The organism is Flavobacterium sp. P3_A6, assembly GCF_056403035.1.
In genome coordinates this window covers 140,488-158,993 of the sequence record NZ_JBFUGG010000004.1, presented here as the reverse complement: position 1 = coordinate 158,993, position 18,506 = coordinate 140,488, and the positions used below count along the sequence as shown (strand labels likewise).

General features: G+C 35.2%; 15 protein-coding genes. 8 read left to right on the top strand and 7 right to left on the bottom strand.

All coding sequences use genetic code 11. The features are described 5' to 3' along the window. Positions 1-8: 8 nt before the first annotated feature. Genes AC1DVP_RS06000 through AC1DVP_RS05980 form a run of 5 tightly spaced genes read right to left on the bottom strand, consistent with a single transcriptional unit; the run spans position 9 to position 7,640 of the window. On the bottom strand, positions 9-449 hold the full coding sequence (locus tag AC1DVP_RS06000) for a hypothetical protein (protein ID WP_477182592.1): 441 nt from the start codon (positions 447-449) through the stop codon (positions 9-11). Positions 450-478: 29 nt separating this feature from the next. Further along, positions 479-3,583: a type I restriction endonuclease subunit R gene (locus AC1DVP_RS05995; protein WP_477182591.1), complete on the bottom strand. Its 3,105-nt coding sequence runs from the start codon at positions 3,581-3,583 to the stop codon at positions 479-481. Next, positions 3,570-4,826, bottom strand: coding sequence for an AAA family ATPase (locus tag AC1DVP_RS05990; RefSeq protein WP_477182590.1), 1,257 nt, complete (start codon positions 4,824-4,826; stop codon positions 3,570-3,572). The genes AC1DVP_RS05995 and AC1DVP_RS05990 overlap by 14 nt, the downstream gene beginning before the upstream one ends. A gap of 1 nt (position 4,827) precedes the next feature. Continuing rightward, complete coding sequence (locus AC1DVP_RS05985) at positions 4,828-6,096, bottom strand: restriction endonuclease subunit S (protein ID WP_477182589.1); 1,269 nt, start codon at positions 6,094-6,096, stop codon at positions 4,828-4,830. After that, a complete protein-coding gene (locus AC1DVP_RS05980) occupies positions 6,093-7,640 on the bottom strand; it encodes a type I restriction-modification system subunit M (RefSeq protein WP_477182588.1) in 1,548 nt (515 codons plus the stop codon). Before AC1DVP_RS05980 ends, AC1DVP_RS05985 begins: the two co-directional genes overlap by 4 nt. A 1,189-nt stretch (positions 7,641-8,829) precedes the next feature. Between AC1DVP_RS05980 and AC1DVP_RS05975 the strand changes: the two genes are divergently transcribed. From AC1DVP_RS05975 to AC1DVP_RS05940, 8 genes are read left to right on the top strand one after another with little or no spacing between them, the layout of a single operon-like run. After that, positions 8,830-9,207, top strand: a complete 378-nt coding sequence (locus AC1DVP_RS05975; RefSeq protein WP_477182587.1) for a single-stranded DNA-binding protein — start codon at positions 8,830-8,832, stop codon at positions 9,205-9,207. 45 nt (positions 9,208-9,252) lie between these two features. Next, positions 9,253-10,326: a DUF932 domain-containing protein gene (locus AC1DVP_RS05970; protein WP_477182586.1), complete on the top strand. Its 1,074-nt coding sequence runs from the start codon at positions 9,253-9,255 to the stop codon at positions 10,324-10,326. A gap of 52 nt (positions 10,327-10,378) precedes the next feature. Next, positions 10,379-10,753 (top strand): hypothetical protein, encoded by a 375-nt coding sequence (locus AC1DVP_RS05965; RefSeq protein ID WP_477182585.1) that lies wholly within the window; start codon positions 10,379-10,381, stop codon positions 10,751-10,753. Continuing rightward, entirely contained in the window at positions 10,740-11,279 is a 540-nt protein-coding gene (locus tag AC1DVP_RS05960; protein ID WP_477182584.1) for a PRTRC system protein E, read from the top strand. Before AC1DVP_RS05965 ends, AC1DVP_RS05960 begins: the two co-directional genes overlap by 14 nt. Positions 11,280-11,296: 17 nt before the next feature. Further along, positions 11,297-11,515 (top strand): PRTRC system protein C, encoded by a 219-nt coding sequence (locus AC1DVP_RS05955; protein ID WP_099715392.1) that lies wholly within the window; start codon positions 11,297-11,299, stop codon positions 11,513-11,515. A gap of 17 nt (positions 11,516-11,532) precedes the next feature. Beyond that, complete coding sequence (locus tag AC1DVP_RS05950) at positions 11,533-12,708, top strand: hypothetical protein (RefSeq protein ID WP_477182583.1); 1,176 nt, start codon at positions 11,533-11,535, stop codon at positions 12,706-12,708. Then, positions 12,705-13,430: a PRTRC system protein B gene (locus tag AC1DVP_RS05945; protein WP_477182582.1), complete on the top strand. Its 726-nt coding sequence runs from the start codon at positions 12,705-12,707 to the stop codon at positions 13,428-13,430. Before AC1DVP_RS05950 ends, AC1DVP_RS05945 begins: the two co-directional genes overlap by 4 nt. After that, complete coding sequence (locus tag AC1DVP_RS05940; RefSeq protein WP_477182581.1) at positions 13,427-14,233, top strand: PRTRC system ThiF family protein; 807 nt, start codon at positions 13,427-13,429, stop codon at positions 14,231-14,233. Before AC1DVP_RS05945 ends, AC1DVP_RS05940 begins: the two co-directional genes overlap by 4 nt. Before the next feature lie 366 nt (positions 14,234-14,599). On the opposite strand, the gene AC1DVP_RS05935 is transcribed toward AC1DVP_RS05940, so the two are convergent. Both AC1DVP_RS05935 and AC1DVP_RS05930 read right to left on the bottom strand, forming a co-directional pair. Further along, positions 14,600-16,342, bottom strand: coding sequence for a UvrD-helicase domain-containing protein (locus AC1DVP_RS05935; protein ID WP_477182580.1), 1,743 nt, complete (start codon positions 16,340-16,342; stop codon positions 14,600-14,602). After that, a complete protein-coding gene (locus AC1DVP_RS05930) occupies positions 16,335-18,467 on the bottom strand; it encodes an AAA family ATPase (protein ID WP_477182579.1) in 2,133 nt (710 codons plus the stop codon). Before AC1DVP_RS05930 ends, AC1DVP_RS05935 begins: the two co-directional genes overlap by 8 nt. Positions 18,468-18,506 lie beyond the last annotated feature (39 nt).

Genomic DNA, 18,506 nt, shown 5'->3' with positions numbered 1-18,506 from the left:
GACGGTAATTATATTAAGCTTAATTTACGCATTAAGTCATGTAAATGTTCTGCTTTAGCATCATTTACAAGAGTATGACTATGGGAAGTTTGATAGGTCGATGACCATATTAAATCTGATGAATATTTGGCCTTAATGTTTTGCACTGCAAGGACCGTATTCCCTCTAGTACGGGTTGCACAAACGAGTACATCTGGTTTATATGTAACCAAAATGTCATCTAAACGACGCTCTAACCCCGAATTAGGGTCACCCATACTTTCTAAAGCATAAATTTTATCCTTTATTTCAAGAATTAGTCTAAAATCAATAGTTAGAGCCGATGGGTTTTTATTGCAGTGAACGACACGATGACTTGGATAAGTACTCATTAAAAAGTTGGCTAAACTTAAAATGGAGGATGATTTCCCTTTGCCACTTGCATTCCATATTCCTATTATAGTAATCATTAGTTTGTAATTATTATTTGTAATTCCATTTACAATTGCCCTCCAACTCCTTTAAATTTGTCGACAAAGAAGCTAATTTTCTGGAATACACTTTGTTTTTTCGTCAAATACTGAGGATTTAAAGGACTCATTTTAGGTAAAATTGCATTGAGTTCAGTTCCGTTTTCATTGGCAAATTCACGCTTTAAAGATGCTGTAATATATCGTTTTGCTTCTTCCTCATTTAAGTTTTCATCTGTAATTAATTCTGAAGCCTCCTTTTTTTGTTTGTCCTGAGCATATTTGAAAAATGAATCTATTACGTTAGCTTTATCTTGAATAGTTTCAAGGTCTGTTTCATTTATAAAATCTACTACTAAACTTTCTTTTGCTCTGTTACCTATACTTGCGCGAATTACTCTTCGGATTTCTTCTATCAAGGTGGCTTTATCTTTATTCTTTTTATTATGATTAAAAATCAATTCAAGAATATAATCAAGGTTAATTTCTTGTGATTTTAGTAAGTCTATTTCAAAGACTACATCGTCCCAATCGATTGTTGAATCTTCTAATTCTTTGCCGTTTTTTTCTCGTCTTAACCAATCACGTATATCATTATAAGTAGAGCGATAATCTTGAATTGTTCGTTCTGGCAGCAAGTTTATCTCTTGCATTATTGCTATATCTTCGTCTGTTACAAAGTAAGCTTCTTTAAATTCCTGGATAGCTTGTGCATCATTTACATCTATTGTTTGAAGTGCTTTGAGATTTGTGAACTCATCGTAATTCTGTAGGATGTTTTCCACTCGTAAGTACTCTCCGAATAATTTTGAGAACTCTTTTTTGTCTTTTTCCTTTACTATTTCATCGGGGTTCGGGAACTTTTCATTTAAGTCTTTTACAACATCCTTGAAACCTCTTCGTGCTTGTCCCGTTGCAATATCCGTAAAGCCTTCTAAATATTCTTTATAACTCTTTTCGAGGACTACATTTTTAGTGTTTTTGTCTCCAAATAACGTTATGGCATCAACAGTAGCGGTTTCTAAATCTCTGAAAGTAATAATGTTTCCAAATGTTTTTGTGGCATCATAAATACGGTTGGTACGAGAAAAAGCTTGCATTAAACCATGATAACGCAGGTTCTTATCGACAAATAAGGTATTCAATGTTGGTGCATCAAAACCAGTAAGGAACATACCCACTACAATGATAAGGTCAATTTCTTTATTCTTTACACGTTTTGCAAGGTCACGATAATAGTTTTGAAACTCTTTACTTTCGACTCCGAAACTAGTTTTGAACATTGCGTTGTAGTCGCTTATTGCTGCCGTTAAAAATTCTTTGGCACTGCTATCCATTGCCGATGGTTCAAAGTTTTCATCTACTATTTCACCTATGGCACTCTGCTCTTCATTGGCGGCATAGGAAAATATCGTTGCAATATTTAAAGGCTTTTCACTGTCTTTTTGAAGACGGTTTAATTCTTCGTAGTAACATTTAGCTGCATCAACACTACTCACAGCAAACATGGCGTTAAAACCTTTGTAGCCTCCTTGATTCCTATGCGTCTTTAATCTGTAATTCTTTAGAATGTATTGCGCAATTTCTTTGATACGACCGGGATGCAAAAATGCCTTTTTGTTTTCAGCTGCACTTAATTTTTTCTCATCTTGTTCTGCTTCTATGCTCTTAAAATGAGGACGAACATCATTGTAATCTACTTTGAATTTTAGTACTTTTTCATCTCTGATTGCATCGGTAATTACATAAGAGTGTAATTCACGACCAAAAACACTGGCTGTTGTTTCTGCACCTAAAGCATTTACAGGAAAGATTGGAGTTCCAGTAAAACCAAATTGATAGAATTTTTTGAACTTTTTATTTAGGTTCTTTTGTGCTTCTCCAAACTGAGAGCGATGTGCTTCATCAAAAATAAAAACTACTTGTTTTTGATAAATGGCTAAATCACTCTCCGTTTTCATTAGGTTGTTTAGCTTTTGAATAGTTGTGACAATAATCTTATTATCCTCTTTTTCAATATTCCTTTTTAACCCTGCAGTGCTATCAGAACCGTTTACACTATCTGGAGAAAAGCATTGGTACTCTTTCATGGTTTGAAAGTCCAAATCTTTACGGTCTACCACAAAGAAAACTTTATCAACAAAATCCAATTCTGTAGCTAAGCGAGCTGCTTTAAAACTTGTCAATGTTTTACCCGAACCTGTGGTGTGCCAAATATAACCACCACTTTCTGTTTTTGACCAAATTTTAGCTTGAAATGAACTTGAAATTTTCCATAACATCCTTTCTGTTGCAGCAATTTGATAGGGTCTCATGATAAGCAACGTATCACTCGTGTCAAAAACCGAATAGGTGAGCAATACGTTTAACAACGTGTGTTTTTGAAAAAAGGTGGTTGTAAAATCTTTAAGATCTTTAATCAATGTATTATCGGCTTTTGCCCAGTTCATGGTAAAGTCAAAACTGTTTTTATTGCGCTCTACTGTGTTTGCAAAATATCGACTGTCCGTTCCGTTGGAGATAACAAAAATCTGCAAGTATTTGAAAAGAGAATTAGTACTGTTAAGGCTCTCTTTTGTATAGCGATGCACTTGGTTAAATGCTTCACGAATAGCTACACCACGCTTTTTTAGTTCTACTTGTACCAAAGGCAAGCCATTGACTAAAATTGTAACATCATAACGATTTGCATGCGTTCCTTTTTGTTCAAATTGTTTAATTACCTGTACTTTATTACGCGCAATGTTATTTTTATCTACTAAGTAAATGTTTTGGATATGCCCATCATCAAAAACAAAATCGTAAATGTAATTTTCGTGAATTTTTCTTGTTTTTTCAACAAGGTTATCACTTGGTTTATCTAAATATTCCTCCACAAAACGAGCCCATTCACTGTCTGAAAATTCCATATTGTTCAGCGCTTGTAATTGTACTCGTACATTAGCCATCATGGCCTCGATAGTATTTAGGTTCGGATTCTCATAACCTTGATTGATTAAATCTTGGATAAATTCTTTCTCAAGAGCAGCTTCCGTTTGATAAACCGTAGGAGGCTCATTCAACTCTGAATACTTGGTGTATTTATCTAAAACAATAAAATTGTTAGATTCTACTATGGTTTTATACTGTTTCATTTTGTTCTACTAGTTCTGAGAATTTATAATTTCTCTCTAAATAATTTACCAATTCAATTAGCTTATCTCTATCGTTTTCTTGAACTTCTCCAATTTCATCTCCTGCATGAGCAGAGTGACTTGAAAGGTTCAAAATACGATTTGCAAAAGGGTCTGGTTCTCCATTTGCAATTGGTAATAATTTTTCCCAATTAGAATACCCCAAAAAAGTAGCAGTTTTCTCCAAAATATGCCTAATAAAATTAAAATGATACTTTTTTATTAGGATAGGATTGTTTTTAGCTTTTTGAATCTCTCTAAAAAGCTGTAAATGATATGAAAAAGGTGTTTTTCTGCCAAGTGGTTCAAGGCTAAAATTACCATCCTCAAATTTAATAAAACGATACTTTATAGATTTGTCTGAGTGATAAATCCATTTTTCTAAACCAGTATTTTGTTCACCTCTAATATACAAAGGATTTGGTATATTATTATTAAGTTCATTTGAAATGACATTATAAAACAACGGGTTATGCGTTGTTATTATAAATTTAAGATTTGATCTACTATTTTTTATTAATCTTGAAATATTAACAGCTAACTCAATTAGATGATTATCGTCTAGTGAACTTACAGGATCGTCTATGAATACATATTCTAAATGATTAAATTTATTTGTGGAACGATTAGTTTTATCGGTCTCGTTTAGTGTCTCAATTGCCTCTTCTAATAAACTATAAAACACACACCAAATAAAATTACTTTCTTCTGCTTTAGAAATTTTAATATTTGGTAAACCCTGGTCATCTCCACTTGATATTGAAAATGTTACCTCTGAATATGCTTTTACAACAATATCATTCTCATTATCATCTTGAGTTATATACTCCTCATTAAAAAGTGGTGTAATTGAATCGTTTGTATAATACTGAAAATTGGTGACAATATTATTATCTAATCCTTGGTCTTTTAAAAATTTTAAAGCAAACCCTGTAAAATTGTTAGGTCGTATGATTAGCTTCCTATTAGTGTCAGCATCTAAATCATTATCCCAATAAAATAAGTCTTCAGTGAAAGCATTATAATAAAGGACTTTAATTCCTGTATCTTCTGAATCCTCAACTGTTTCAGCATCTTTAGGATCAACAAAAAGTCTAAACGCACGAGACAAACGTGTTTTTCCAGTACCATTAAATGCATAAATTAATTGCACTTTTTTATCATTACGTAGTGATTCTGCTACTTCGGTTAAAGATTGTGCCATATTATACTTTTAAATTATCCTTAGGAAATGCTAGTAACAAATCTCTATAATACTCATATTGTTTTTTTCTTAACTTTATTTCTTTTGGCAAACCTTCGGAGATAGAATTAGTTAAAATGTCAAACTTGTCTAAAATAGTTACTATACGTTCTTGTTCTTCCTTGGAAGGAACTGGAATTATTGCTTTACCTAAACCATTTGCATTGATAGCAGAAATTTTACCAGAAGAAATGTGTTTTTTAATTTGATCATGGAATTGTTTGGTGCGTGTAAAATAAGCCACAAACTTTGGGTTTAATGTTGTTTTATATGAAAAACATGCATCATGAACAACTACACCTTCGTCACCTAACCAAGCCGTTCCCATTCCGATATCTTCGATAGTTTCACCTGCAGCTACTATGACAACATCACCTTTATTGGCAACCCGTAGATTTTTATTTTTAACTAGTTCTTCACTCAAAAAGGATTTTGTTTTATCTGCCCAAGTTCCGTAATGTGTATACATTTCACCATAATGAATAACAGGAACTCCTTCGGAAATCAAATCAGTTTTTACAAAGCGTTTACCTCTTTGAAACACTCCAATACTTTCATCATCCATTGGTAAATATTGTACTTTATTTTTATCTAAGGAGTACAACTTCTCTCTATAATAACTATATTGCATTTTACGTGCTGTAAGCTCCGCTGTAAGCTCCGCTGTAAGCTCCGCTGTAAGCTCCGTAAAAGAATCAAGAATTGCAACTATTTTTTGTTGAATTTCGAGTGATTTTTTTGGATTATTTGGGCATGGAATGGGGATCAGTAAAGCTTTAATAATATCTGCATTTAAGTTACTTACAGAACTACTATTTATCTTTGTTAACCAATAGTTTTGAACAATATCAGATGAAAGGTAATGAAATATGTAATCAGTATTCAGTTTATCTTCAAAATTACTAATTGATGCCCAGCCATCATGAATCGCTCCATCAATATTAAGTATATAAGGCCGTCCAAAACTCATCGAATTAGACATAATTAAATCGCCCTTTTTTAATATTCTTGATTTTTCGGCTCCTTCGTTTGTTATTTTTTGTTTAGTTTGACTAACATATTTTGAATTTGGGACAGTGTCGCCTATTTTTATCCAAGGAACACCATTTTGATTATCAGTAATAAACTTTGATATAGGACGTGGCGAAGCGCCTCTTTGGATTTTAGATACATCCCCCAGAGGTTTCCATTCTACGGTAACACCTTCTAATAATTTTTCTAAATAATTCATGCTTCAATCTCGTTTATAATGGCATCAATATCTGCACGTAGTTTATTTATTTTTATTACTGTTTTGGTAACTTCTGCGTTCAATTCAACTATGTTAGTTTGCTCGCGGTTGTTTTTGGGTTCTACATAGGAACTAACAGATAAATTGTAATCGTTTTCAGCAATTTTAGTATTGTCGATAGATTTTGCAACATTTACTACATCAACTTTACTATCAAATAACCCCATTATTTTATCAATATGTTTATCGGTCATCATATTGTTATTGGTTACCTTCTTGAAGAAACCTTCACCACTTGCGTCAATAAACTGTGTGGTAGTATCAGTCTTATGTTTTGAAAGCACCAGAATTGTTACCGCTATAGAAGTTCCATAAAACAAATTAGGCGCTACAGAGATGATGGTTTCTACAAAATTATTATCCACTAAATACTTTCTAATTTTTTGTTCCGCACCACCACGGTAAAAAATACCAGGAAAACAAACTATAGCTGCTCTTCCTTTACTGGAAAGATAACTTAGTGCATGCAGTACAAATGCAAAATCTGCTTTTGATTTAGGAGCTAGTACACCAGCAGGTGCAAAACGGTCATCATTTATGAGTGTTGGGTCATCATCTCCAATCCATTTTATCGAATAAGGAGGATTGGATACAATAGCATCAAAAGGTTTGTCATCAATATAGTGAGGATGATGAAGCGTATCACCTAAAGCTATATTAAACTTGTCGTAGTTGACGTTGTGTAAAAACATGTTCATACGAGCCAAGTTATAAGTAGTATGATTTATTTCTTGTCCAAAGAAACCTTCTTCAATGATATGGTCATCAAAGTGTTTTTTTGCTTGGAGCAGTAAAGATCCAGAACCTGCTGCAGGATCATAAATTTTATTCACTTTTTCTTGTTTGTGCATTGCTAGTTGTGCAATTAGCTTTGACACGTGCACAGGTGTAAAAAACTCACCACCCGATTTTCCAGCATTGGCGGCATAATTGGATATCAGAATTTCATAGGCATCCCCAAAAAGGTCAATTTTATTGTCTTCAAAATTACCAAAATTTAGTTCTTCAACTCCTTTTAAAACCGATGCTAAACGGCTATTTTTATTTTCAACTGTATTCCCTAATCGTGAACTTGTAGTGTCAAAATCAGCAAATAAACCTTTTATAGCTTCTTCCGATGGATACCCATTGGCAGAACTTTCAATTGCTGTAAAAATGTTTTTTAAATCGGTGTTCAGGTTTGGATTGGTATTAGCCGTTTTGGCAATATTTACATAAAGTTGACTAGGATAGATAAAATATCCTTTTGTTTTAATTGCATCATCTTTTATTTCTGGTGTAATTACATCATCTGATAAATTAGCATAATCAATGCTATCATCACCAGCCTCTATATAATTCGTAAAGTTCTCACTAATGTAGCGATAGAAAAGTGTTCCTAATACAAATTGTTTGAAATCCCATCCATCTACAGCCCCACGAACCTCGTTGGCTATTTTCCAAATTTTACCTAGTAATTCTGCTCTTTGTGCTGTGCTTGTCATTTTATTTTTATATTGTTTTTTTTTTAATAGCTGTTTTTCATTTTTTTACTAGAAATATTTATTCTAAAGATTGGTTAAGAATTAAACAAAACTCATTGGTATACCCAACTATTAATCGCAAATCTACCCAAATAATATTTTATATGCATAATTATATGTTTAAAAGTAGTATTTTCTTTATTGGAAACTAGAGGCAAATTTTGGTATCAACCTTAGCGTGTTTAACCTTTTCTTTTATCTTGTGAATCTGCATCGAATGATATTAAATTAAACATTTGCCTCATACGGGATCGTAGCCGGTCACCATAGCAAGCTTCAGGTTCGGAAGCAGAAAGATTGATCGTCACATGCGTTAGCGATTTTTCGTGTATGTACAAATCATAACTTCTACCGTAACAGATTTTAGTAATTTGATTAATAGGAGATGGTGCGTCTTTGAGATGAATTTCTTCGTCTGTTCTCTATTGTGCTGGTGACAAATCCGAATAATGAGCCTCATTTAGTGGAAAAACAGTCAGACTCACAACCTCATTCCAGTTTTACTTGACCAGTACAAATTAGTAACCAATTCATTTTTAAATATGCATTTATCATACATAAAATCAAAACATTGCAATTGAATTGATGTAAAAAATGGATACGAATTAAATGGTCACAGCAATTTGGAATTTGATGATTAGTGGTATAGTTATTTACAGTATACCCACATCTGTTGTATAATCAATAACACACAAACAGCAGTTCTATTTAAAAAAAAATAAACATCGATTTAAGATATTTTCCCATATTGATTAAATTTTTCATACCTGTTAGAACCATATCCCTATCTCTTCTTTGCTTCCCCTTAATTTTTGAATATTAAGACCAGTATGCTTTTGTCTTATTTCAGGAGCAAAGGTATCTCCGTGTTCTTAACGCAATAGCAAGGCCTAGTCCTTCAGATTTGATAAAAAATCTCCACCCATGCGGGTTGTATTTTTTATCAAAGCCTTGCTATTGCTAAACACTCACCTTTTTATGCTCATGAAACAAAACATAGCATACTCCGGCTCTTTAAACGAATAAAAAAAATGTCAGCAATGAGAAATAAAATATTAAAAATGGATTTGATGAAACAAAACAGCACCTCCTCTCATTGCCGAATAAATAAATTTCAAAAAAAAATCAATTCACTAAAAAAGCAGAAATCATGAACATTATCGGAAGAGTGACAAAAGATGCGCAGGTACGCACATTGTCAAACAGCAAACAGGTAGTAAACTTTTCAGTGGCGACCAACGACAGTTACCGAAATAAAGCGGGCGAACGTATAGAGCAGACAACCTTCTTTGATTGTGCCTACTGGCTTAGCGCAAAGGTAGTGACCATACTCACTAAGGGTACTCTTGTAGAACTCACAGGCAGGGTAAGCGCAAGAGCGTGGACAGGCAATGACGGAGAAGCACACGCAGGGCTGAATTTCAATACCTCGCAAATCAAATTGCACGCAGGCGGTAAAAAATCCGAAACGGCACAAACTGCCACGGGAATCAATAATAACAAAACAGAGAACGACCTCCCATTTTAACTGCAGGTTTTCAAACAATTTTTAACCTTTTTAAATCATTTTATCATGGCACATAATATCAATTTCAACAAGAGTACAGGGCGTTATTCATTTTTCAGCGTTCAGCAAAAAGCGTGGCACAGTTTAGGTCAAATTGTAGAGGACTATCCAACAAGTGCGGAAGCCATAAAACATGCAGGGTTAGACTATGAAGTCATTAAAACACCTTTATATACCAACGGCTCAGGAATCATTGAAACCGCAAATGGTATCGAAATAGGCATTAACGAACTGCACGTTCCCAACTACTTTGCCAATATCCGTACCGATAACAATGCCGTATTGGGTGTGGTGGGCAAAGATTACCACATCGTACAAAACCGTGAAGCATTCAATTTCTTTGATGCTATTGTAGGTGGTGGCGAGGGAATACTGTACGAGACTGCGGGGGCATTGGGACAGGGCGAACGCATATTTATCACAGCTAAACTACCCGATTATATCCGAGTGGGCAATGGCGATGATGTTACGGAAAAGTACATTTTCCTAACCACTTCGCACGATGGCAGTGGAAGCATTACAGCAGCCTTCACTCCTATCCGCATTGTTTGCCAAAATACCCTTAACGCCTCGCTTCGTAATATGAGCAACGTGGTACGCATCAAACATACTTCGGGAGCAAAACAGCATTTGGAAAATGCCCACAAACTTATGGGCTTGGCGGATACCTTAAGCACACAGTTAGAGGGAATATTTAATGAATGGGCTAAAGTAATGGTAACTGACCGAGAAGTAAAAAAACTAATCCAATTAGCACTTTGTCCAAACAAGGAAACATTGGATTTACTTAAAAAGGGTGCGGATGATGAAGTTTCCACCGTGTTCAAAAATGTGGTGCAAGATGCCTTTGCCTACGCTATGACAAGCGACACTCAACAAATGGACACCACCAAAGGCACATTGTTCGGGGCGTATAATGCTGTGACAGGCTACTACCAAAATGTGCGCAGTTACAAGGATGATGAAGCCAAACTGCAATCTATTGTTATGGGTGGAACAGCACAAATGAAATCACAAAAAGCATTTGAACTATGTACTGCCTTTTCAATAGACGGTGCGGAAATCTTAAATCTCAATTAATAATTACAGGCGACTGCCTGCACAGGTGGTCGCCTATATAAAAATCGCAATCATGACAAAGGAAAATAAGGACAAAAACGAATTTGCAGACTACCTTTTTAACCAATTTGTAGAAGCAGAACGCAGAGACAAACAAGATTGGTCGCTGAATTATTGGAACGTTTTAAACCAATATGCAGAGATTGAGCTGTCTGACGAGGAACACTCTGAAAAAAGATTATACGTATTTAAACTTGATATTATAATTAGGGAAGCTATGACAGGCTGGAACACACACCTATTGATACTACGTGGAAAAGAAGCCGAGCAGGATTACAGGGAGAGAATGGAAAAATATGAAGAACGCTTACGTGCCATTGGACATGACGAAGCTACAATTAAACAAATGTTAGACTATAAAATCAAACTAAATTATGGAAACGACTAATTTTTTCAATCAGATAGCACAAATGGACATACAAGGAGATTTACACCTAACCATAGCAAAGGGAGCAGAAAACAACCTTATTGTATCGGTTATGCTCCAAAACGAACAATGCGGAGATAGCGCAAAACAACTGATACCACCACTTAATCTTAGGGGAACGGCAGAAGAATTGGATGAGGGATTTTTTCAGCAGATAACAGCTCCTTTACAAACCGCTTCAGGTTTAATGGTAAATATGGAAGCCTTTATGAAACAGTTGGAAGAAGCTAAAAAGCAATCGGCAATGGAAAAGGAAAAAGGCGAAAAAGAGAAAAAGGAACAGGAAGCAAAAGGTAAGAAATTTAAAGAGGGAATGGCAAAAGCGGATGAATTGGAAAAAGAAGGCAAATTCCGTGATGCGTGGATGAAAGTACCCGAAATGACGGAATTCCCCGAAAAGGCTGACGAGATACGAAAACGCAAATCGGAACTATCAGATAAATTTTCTTCAACAGGTCTGTTTGCGACAGAGCTACCTAATGTTTAATGCAAAATCCAAGAATTATGTTATTAGCAACACAGTTAGAACGAGTATTTATACTTAAAGATAAAGGACAGGACATCAGACTGACCGACCCCGAACCACGTTGGAGTGTGGAAGCGGTATTGAATTTTTACGCAAATACTTATCCCATACTAACCACGGCAAAAGTATCTGCCCCTATTATCCGTGATGATAGGATAGAATACAAATTGGAAAGTGTAATGGGAACAAAAGGTTAAACCAAAAATCAAAAACGATGAACTATGCAACCCAATATCCTATCGGGAACTATCAGCATACCCGAACAAAAAACACAACGGCAACTGCACCGACAATTAGGCGAGTTCGCCCATTGGATGCAGAGAGCCAAAGACTCAAACGAAGTACAGAAAGACAAACAGAAATCCGTACCAATCGCAATGCTACCAATGGTTTTCTAAAGTGTGCGTTTCTGCCTAAACTGAAAACAGTGCAATCCGTACAGGCTTGTAAGAAAACAGCAAAAATGGAGAGGGATTTTTACAAGTCCCTTTCCCAACTTGCAGAACATTATGACATTGAACCGTTACAAACGAAAAATTATTGTTATCCTTACAATATGGCTTTGGCTATGTGGGATGCTGAAAACAAGTTAAAAAAAATCAATGTAAATTGGTATAATTTACGTTTGGTACAGGATAGCAAGAAAACATTTTTTACAAGCGAGGAACGATACGGCACAGGTACAACCCTTTACTATATTCCAATTGTTCCACTCTTTCAAATGCTCAATGACCCAAAGCGCAAAAAAACGGCTCAATTGCTTGTTTCGGTTTGCAGTTATCTGTACCATATTGTTGACATACCCTATTACAGACAGGAAAACAGCTATCTGTATTGGATGTACGAAATGATGAACGATTGGGTGGAACAGGATGATTATACCGAGGAAACGGACAGCTGTATTGCTGAGATTGTAAAAGCCGAATGGATAGGCGAACGAATAGAACAGAAGCTTTTCAACCGTATCAATTTACAAGTTTTTGAACAGCGTTTAAACCATTTTAAAAGCCGTGATACATTCGACCAAGAGTGTCAAAAAGTGGCTTACAATGCCTTTGTCCTCTATACGAAATATCCACACGAGAGCATTTTCCGAAACGCTCCAAGACCCGAAGAAGACCCCTATAATGATGAAAACGAGTCCGAAACCGTTGGAATGGAAAAGTACATCTCCTTTATAGCAGATACCACAGGTTGGCTGTATGAGAGGCTTGCCGACAGTATTAACAATGAGTTTAACGAGTATGGAGCAATGGAAGAACCTACCATTTTCAAACGCTTTGACGGAAGCAACATAACAAAAACCAACCTTGATTTTGAGAACCGCCTGTTTGCCCTATTGGATGAACTCTGTACACTTTTGTTTGATTATAAAACGACAAGAAAATGAACACTATAAACGACATAACCGAGAATTTCGGAACGCTTTACCACCCAAAATCTGCATTGGTTTTTTACCAAACCAAAGGAACGAATACCGATATGTATGTAGAGCATTTTGATATGGACAAAAACGGAACTCCTGTCAATGCCCATCCATTGACCGTAAATGAAGCCAAAGTATTGGCAAAGGCGTTACACACTGACAAAGAAAAGGACAAAGCCTTTTTAAAGCCAAAAGGAATTTTGCCGACCAATATACTGCACATCAATCCGAGCGAAAAAGGCACGGTACTTTGGTACACCAAAGCACAGAAACAGCAATTCTTCTTTGTAAACGGTTTGGGCATACCCAATGGCAAAGCACATGTACCATCAATGCTTTGGTATGCCAATAAAAACAGCCTTACCGTTTTTGCTCTTGCAACTAATAGAAGACCTACCCAAAATACGCCTTTGTATTATGCTCCTTTCTTCAACATTTATGAAGATGGCAAAGTATGTATGGGAACTGTAAGCATAGATATTCAAAAATCTGCTTCTGTAGAAGAATTTACCACCGCTTGGGAAAACTACTTTTTTAACAGCTATTTCAGCCATCTATTAGGGGAACACAGCCCGATAAAAGGGAATTGTGTAAGCCTTTGGAAAAAACTAATTGAAACAAGTGAAGCCTTTCCCAAAGATGTATTAAAAAAGAACAACAAAACCCTTAAAAATATTTTGTTATGAATACCGAGAAACTAAAAGTACATTTTACCGATAACTATCTGATAAGCCCCACCAATCCCATTACGGTAAACTTAATCGGTGCAGGCGGGACAGGCTCAAAGGTTTTGACCGCTTTAATGGAAATGAACCACAGCTTAATTGAATTGGGACACGCAGGATTACGTGTCCGCTTATGGGATGATGATACAGTGACCAATGCCAATTTAGGAAGACAGCGGTTTGCAGAAAGTGAAACAGGCCTGTACAAGTCCGTTGCCCTCATCAACCGTGCAAACCGCTTTTCAGGAACAAATTGGAAAGCCGAAACCGCAAAGTTTGAAAAGAACAATTTAGGCAGAATACCCGAAAATGCAAAGGCAACTCTATACATTACCTGCGTGGACAATGTACAAGCGAGGTTTGGAGTTGCCGAAATACTGAAAGAAATAGGCAACCACAGACATCACAGGGACGAACCGAAATATTGGTTAGATTTTGGTAACAGCCAGCACACAGGACAAGTGTTGCTGTCTACCATAGGAAACATTCATCAACCCAATTCGGAGAAATACGAAACGGTGGCAAGCCTGCCAATGATTACCGAAGAATTTGGAGAATTATTGAAGCAGTCCGAACAAGAGGATGACACGCCAAGCTGTAGTTTAGCAGAAGCACTAGAGAAACAGGATTTGTTTATCAATTCCTCTTTAACCCAAATGGGATGCTCYCTTTTATGGAACTTATTTCGGCACGGTATGACACCGTACAGGGGTTTTTTTCACAATCTAAAGGACTTTAGCACCAATCCCATAAAAGTCGCCTGATAGTCAAAATCGGGCGGCAAAATGACACTCCCTTCCGGTGGTCGGGACAGTCATTTTGCGTCAAATCGGTGCAACCACTTTGGTAAAATATATGTCAATCCATAAATTTCTCTCTTATATTTTGCCAAACAGGTTGCAATCTGGTTTCTAAGGGATATTCATTATCCCTTTTGTTGTTTTGGGAACTTCTTTTCTTTCCACATCAGCGACCAAAGAAAAGAAGCAAAAGAACGCCGCTTTGGAGGTATCATTATTTTTACTTTTTTCATGAAATCATTTTAGGCAAGAAAAAAGTGTGATGTAAAATTTCACTATTATGGATTAAATAATAACCTTGTGGATTATGTCAAACCAAAATCCGTTAATTCAATCATAATCATACTCAAGTGAGCTAAGTTGATAAGTGGGATTATAAGCTCTCCCCGAATTTGTTACACGGCCTGTCTCTGATATAAGATGTAACTCACGTTTAGCCCTTGAACAAATTACATACAATAATTTTTCAGTTGCCCTGTTTCCAGTTTCATTCCAATTGGGTAATTTTCCATGTAATAATCCAAAAGCAATGACTGTATCAAACTCTTCTCCTTTAATGCCATGACAAGTATTAACAACAACGCCTTCTTCATGTTTAAACATTTTTCTAAAACTCTCTATGTCTTTTGCTAAATCAAAATCAGAATTTTCAAGTCTTGTTTTTGCACCATCAAAAAAAGTTGCCCAGTGTACTTCAAGCATCTCATTTGAAGAAATTGAAATTCCCAATTTCTCAAATAATTCAAGAAAGCATTCCTCCAAATATTGTAATCCATCAGTCTCTTCGGATGAAATTGAGTTTATTAACTTCAATAATGTTTTTGATTTGAATTCTTTATCCTCAAAGAGTATAATTCCTAAACTTTCTAACTCGTTGATAAGTTCTGATGCCCAACGCTTTCTTATTACGAAAGATTTTGGGGAAGGTAAGACAAGAAATAATCTTGCAATTTTAAACCAAGTATTCTCTCTATTTTTAAGTAGTGGAGATAAACCGACTGCATCAAATTTTACATCAGGCAAAAGTGATTTTAATTTTCTTCCCATAGGAATTACGAGATACCAAGTCGGCGCAAGAACACATATCTCATGTGCAGGAACTCCATCAGCAATTTTCTGCTTTATTATTTCTGCAATACTAACTGCTAAATTATCTTTATGAACTACTCTGTTGTAGGTTATCACAGCATTATCATCTGCATTTGTTCCTAATGCTTTTATATCAATGTCAGTAGTTTGGAAGTTTCGATAATAATCAATAATTTGTTGGTTAGACCTATAATTTCCAGATAATTCTTTACTTGTGAAAACAACCCCAAACTCCTTCTTAATCTCCTCAAGTTCTTTTGCCACACCTCCCAATGACCCGTATATTGCTTGATCAGAATCTCCAACAAAAAACATCTTACAATCCCCAGATGCTCCCTTCATTATTTTTGCCAAAATTGAATACTGCAGCTGTTGTGTGTCTTGGTACTCATCTACACATACCAAATGAAACATATTTTTAAGGATTTCCGAGATTTTAGGATATCCTAAAATCAATTTATGTGCATAATGGAGTATCTGGTCGAAATCAATCAATTTTTTACTGGCAAGCGCATTGTGGTATTCATCTATTAATGCCCTGTAAATTGTTTCTTCTTTTTCTCCATCTGGTAGATATTTAGTAGAGACGGAATCCCAAAAATTAAGTCCATAAGTTTTTTTCAACTCATCCATCAAATTTTCAGAATTGTATTCATCTGAAATTGAAAACCCATTTTTAAGGTCATCCAAATAACACATATAAGGTCTGAGAATCCATTCTAAGCAAAAGGAATGAATTGTGCCAGCCCACAAATTAGTATCATCAGCATTTAGTTCACGTATTCTCTTTTTTATTTCATCAGCTGCTCTATTGGTAAAGGTAACGGCTATGATGATTTTTTTAGAATTAGTGAGACGTTCTAACTCATAAGCAATCTTGTAAGTGAGTGCCCGTGTTTTACCACTTCCTGGACATGCAGTCAAAAGAACATTTCCCGGCTCAATTACTGCATCAGTTTGTTGGGGACTTAAACCTTTAAGCATTTAATTTACTTATTAATTTAGACAACACATCATAAGGTAACTCTTCAATAAAGAATTCTAATGCCTCCACTCCATCTTCAATTAAGATTATCTTATCAAGGATTGACTTATAATCGGTTGTATCTCCTGTGTAATGGTTATCTTTTAATTTATTAAGTCTGTATTTGGCAATAGCAAGCAATACGCTTTGATTAAGGGTTGGACAGGCAAATACAATTGCATCCAAAATATAATCAGGGATGGACGTAATGTTGCTTATGTGTAAAGAAACCATAATAGCAAACCAACCTTTTCCGAATTTTTCAGCTAACCTTAAGATTTCTTTTCCTGAAACGGAAACATCATCATCTTTAAGCAATTCTTTAATTCGGTCGATATTTGCTTGTTTTTTATATTCCTTTTCAACTGTCTGAATAACTTCATGTGAATTTCCTTCAAGTAAAAAATCAACCTCAAAAGTATGTTTGGCATAGAATGGTTTGACGAAATCATTATCCTTACAAAAAAGTTCTAATTTTTCTTTTCTGTCTACTCCTGAGATTTGAGAATTGCGACAGTCCCTCTCGTATTGATTATCATCCTTCGGGTCTTTAGGCAACTTAACGATAGAAAGGTCGTTATCAGTCAGAACACTACAATTTCTATGTATTCTGTCTTTATGAAATAATTGAGCAACATTCTCAAATCCAGTACTACCAATATTTATTAAAGAGATTCCAAGTTCATCTAAAGATACCCCAAGTACTTTTTTTATAATTTCAGGAATCAATATATGTTCAGCATCTCCCTCAACAAGAATAACCCCTTTTGCAAACAATAAGTTAGTTCTGTTGGCATCTAAATATCGTTCCAGTTTAATTATTTTATCTGCTTTAAGATTCCTTGAAGGTGCAAATACATGAGCTCTTTGTTTGCCCCTCCCTAAAATATTCATAGAGCTTATTTCACATACCGAAGATATATGGGTGGAATGTGTAGAAATAAACACCTGTGTTCTTTCCTTATCTAACTTCTGAAATAGTGTTTTTTGAATATGGGTGTGTATATGTGCTTCAGGCTCTTCAATCAAAATGAAATTTGCAATCTTGTTTTCTTTCTTTATTTTTTCAAATTCTAATAATTTGAGTGAAAGATAAATCAGGTTCGCTCCTCCAAGACTCAATTCCCATAATCGTCCTTCGTGCCCTTCCTCATCAGGGTCGCCTACCCATAATTTTAAAGATTGAAGGATCTTTTCCATTTCTGAAGGCAATTCGGATTTAATATTCACGTTAGGTGCGTATGTCTCACCAACGGCTTCCTTAATAGTTTGGGTAATACCTTTTGAAACTCCTTTTACTTCCTCTAAGCCTGAAATATTCTTATTTAAAATATCAACCTGTTCTTCGATTTCATGTTTTTTGTCAATGGAAATATTTTTTTCTTTATCTCTTAACAGATTCAATAATGGATTATCTCTATATGAGCGTAAATCAGACTCAACATCCCGAAGTGCTTTTGCAAAAGTACAGGCGAATTCATTAGGAATTGAGATGCCATACATTTTTATACCATAGACATCCGTTTGTTCGTCGTCAGGATCAGGAAATGTAATCTCAGTAAAATTGCCTACATATTGAGAGTATGTTTCCTCATCTGAGAAATCAACATTTCCTCTTCCTGCAAAAACTGACTCATAATCATTTAATGAAACTCCACTTAGTAGTTTTTCCAATTCTTCGACAGTTTTGTCATCACTTTGAGAAAGTTTAAAAAGATTTCGTCTTATTTCAATCCTAGGACGGAAAAACATAGAATATGTTCCTTGAGTAGTATCAAAATCATCGACAGCACCAATCTTATGCATAGCGATTGATTGTGCTTCTTCACTAGAGTCAAGTTCTTGAAATTCTATTTGAATTATTATCCAATGTCCAGTCCATTTTCCGAGTGAACGATTAAAATCGCTTTCATATAATCTTACGCCTCTAGGCATACTTTCATCAACTAATAACCTGATTGCATGAAAAAGATTTGTTTTTCCTGAGCCATTTTCCCCGATAATGGTATTTACACCTTTATTAAAATTCAGAGAAACATTTCTGAAATTTCTAAAGTTTCTTAGTGACAATTTTGATATAAACATATAATCATAAAATATTTCAACTAAAATAGTTAAAATATG

Bases quoted from the DNA above. Each gene is read 5' to 3' on its own strand.
- AC1DVP_RS06000 (WP_477182592.1), bottom strand. From the start codon at position 449: ATGATTACTATAATAGGAATATGGAATGCAAGTGGCAAAGGGAAATCA.
- AC1DVP_RS05995 (WP_477182591.1), bottom strand. From the start codon at position 3,583: ATGAAACAGTATAAAACCATAGTAGAATCTAACAATTTTATTGTTTTA.
- AC1DVP_RS05990 (WP_477182590.1), bottom strand. From the start codon at position 4,826: ATGGCACAATCTTTAACCGAAGTAGCAGAATCACTACGTAATGATAAA.
- AC1DVP_RS05985 (WP_477182589.1), bottom strand. From the start codon at position 6,096: ATGAATTATTTAGAAAAATTATTAGAAGGTGTTACCGTAGAATGGAAA.
- AC1DVP_RS05980 (WP_477182588.1), bottom strand. From the start codon at position 7,640: ATGACAAGCACAGCACAAAGAGCAGAATTACTAGGTAAAATTTGGAAA.
- AC1DVP_RS05975 (WP_477182587.1), top strand. From the start codon at position 8,830: ATGAACATTATCGGAAGAGTGACAAAAGATGCGCAGGTACGCACATTG.
- AC1DVP_RS05970 (WP_477182586.1), top strand. From the start codon at position 9,253: ATGGCACATAATATCAATTTCAACAAGAGTACAGGGCGTTATTCATTT.
- AC1DVP_RS05965 (WP_477182585.1), top strand. From the start codon at position 10,379: ATGACAAAGGAAAATAAGGACAAAAACGAATTTGCAGACTACCTTTTT.
- AC1DVP_RS05960 (WP_477182584.1), top strand. From the start codon at position 10,740: ATGGAAACGACTAATTTTTTCAATCAGATAGCACAAATGGACATACAA.
- AC1DVP_RS05955 (WP_099715392.1), top strand. From the start codon at position 11,297: ATGTTATTAGCAACACAGTTAGAACGAGTATTTATACTTAAAGATAAA.
- AC1DVP_RS05950 (WP_477182583.1), top strand. From the start codon at position 11,533: ATGAACTATGCAACCCAATATCCTATCGGGAACTATCAGCATACCCGA.
- AC1DVP_RS05945 (WP_477182582.1), top strand. From the start codon at position 12,705: ATGAACACTATAAACGACATAACCGAGAATTTCGGAACGCTTTACCAC.
- AC1DVP_RS05935 (WP_477182580.1), bottom strand. From the start codon at position 16,342: ATGCTTAAAGGTTTAAGTCCCCAACAAACTGATGCAGTAATTGAGCCG.
- AC1DVP_RS05930 (WP_477182579.1), bottom strand. From the start codon at position 18,467: ATGTTTATATCAAAATTGTCACTAAGAAACTTTAGAAATTTCAGAAAT.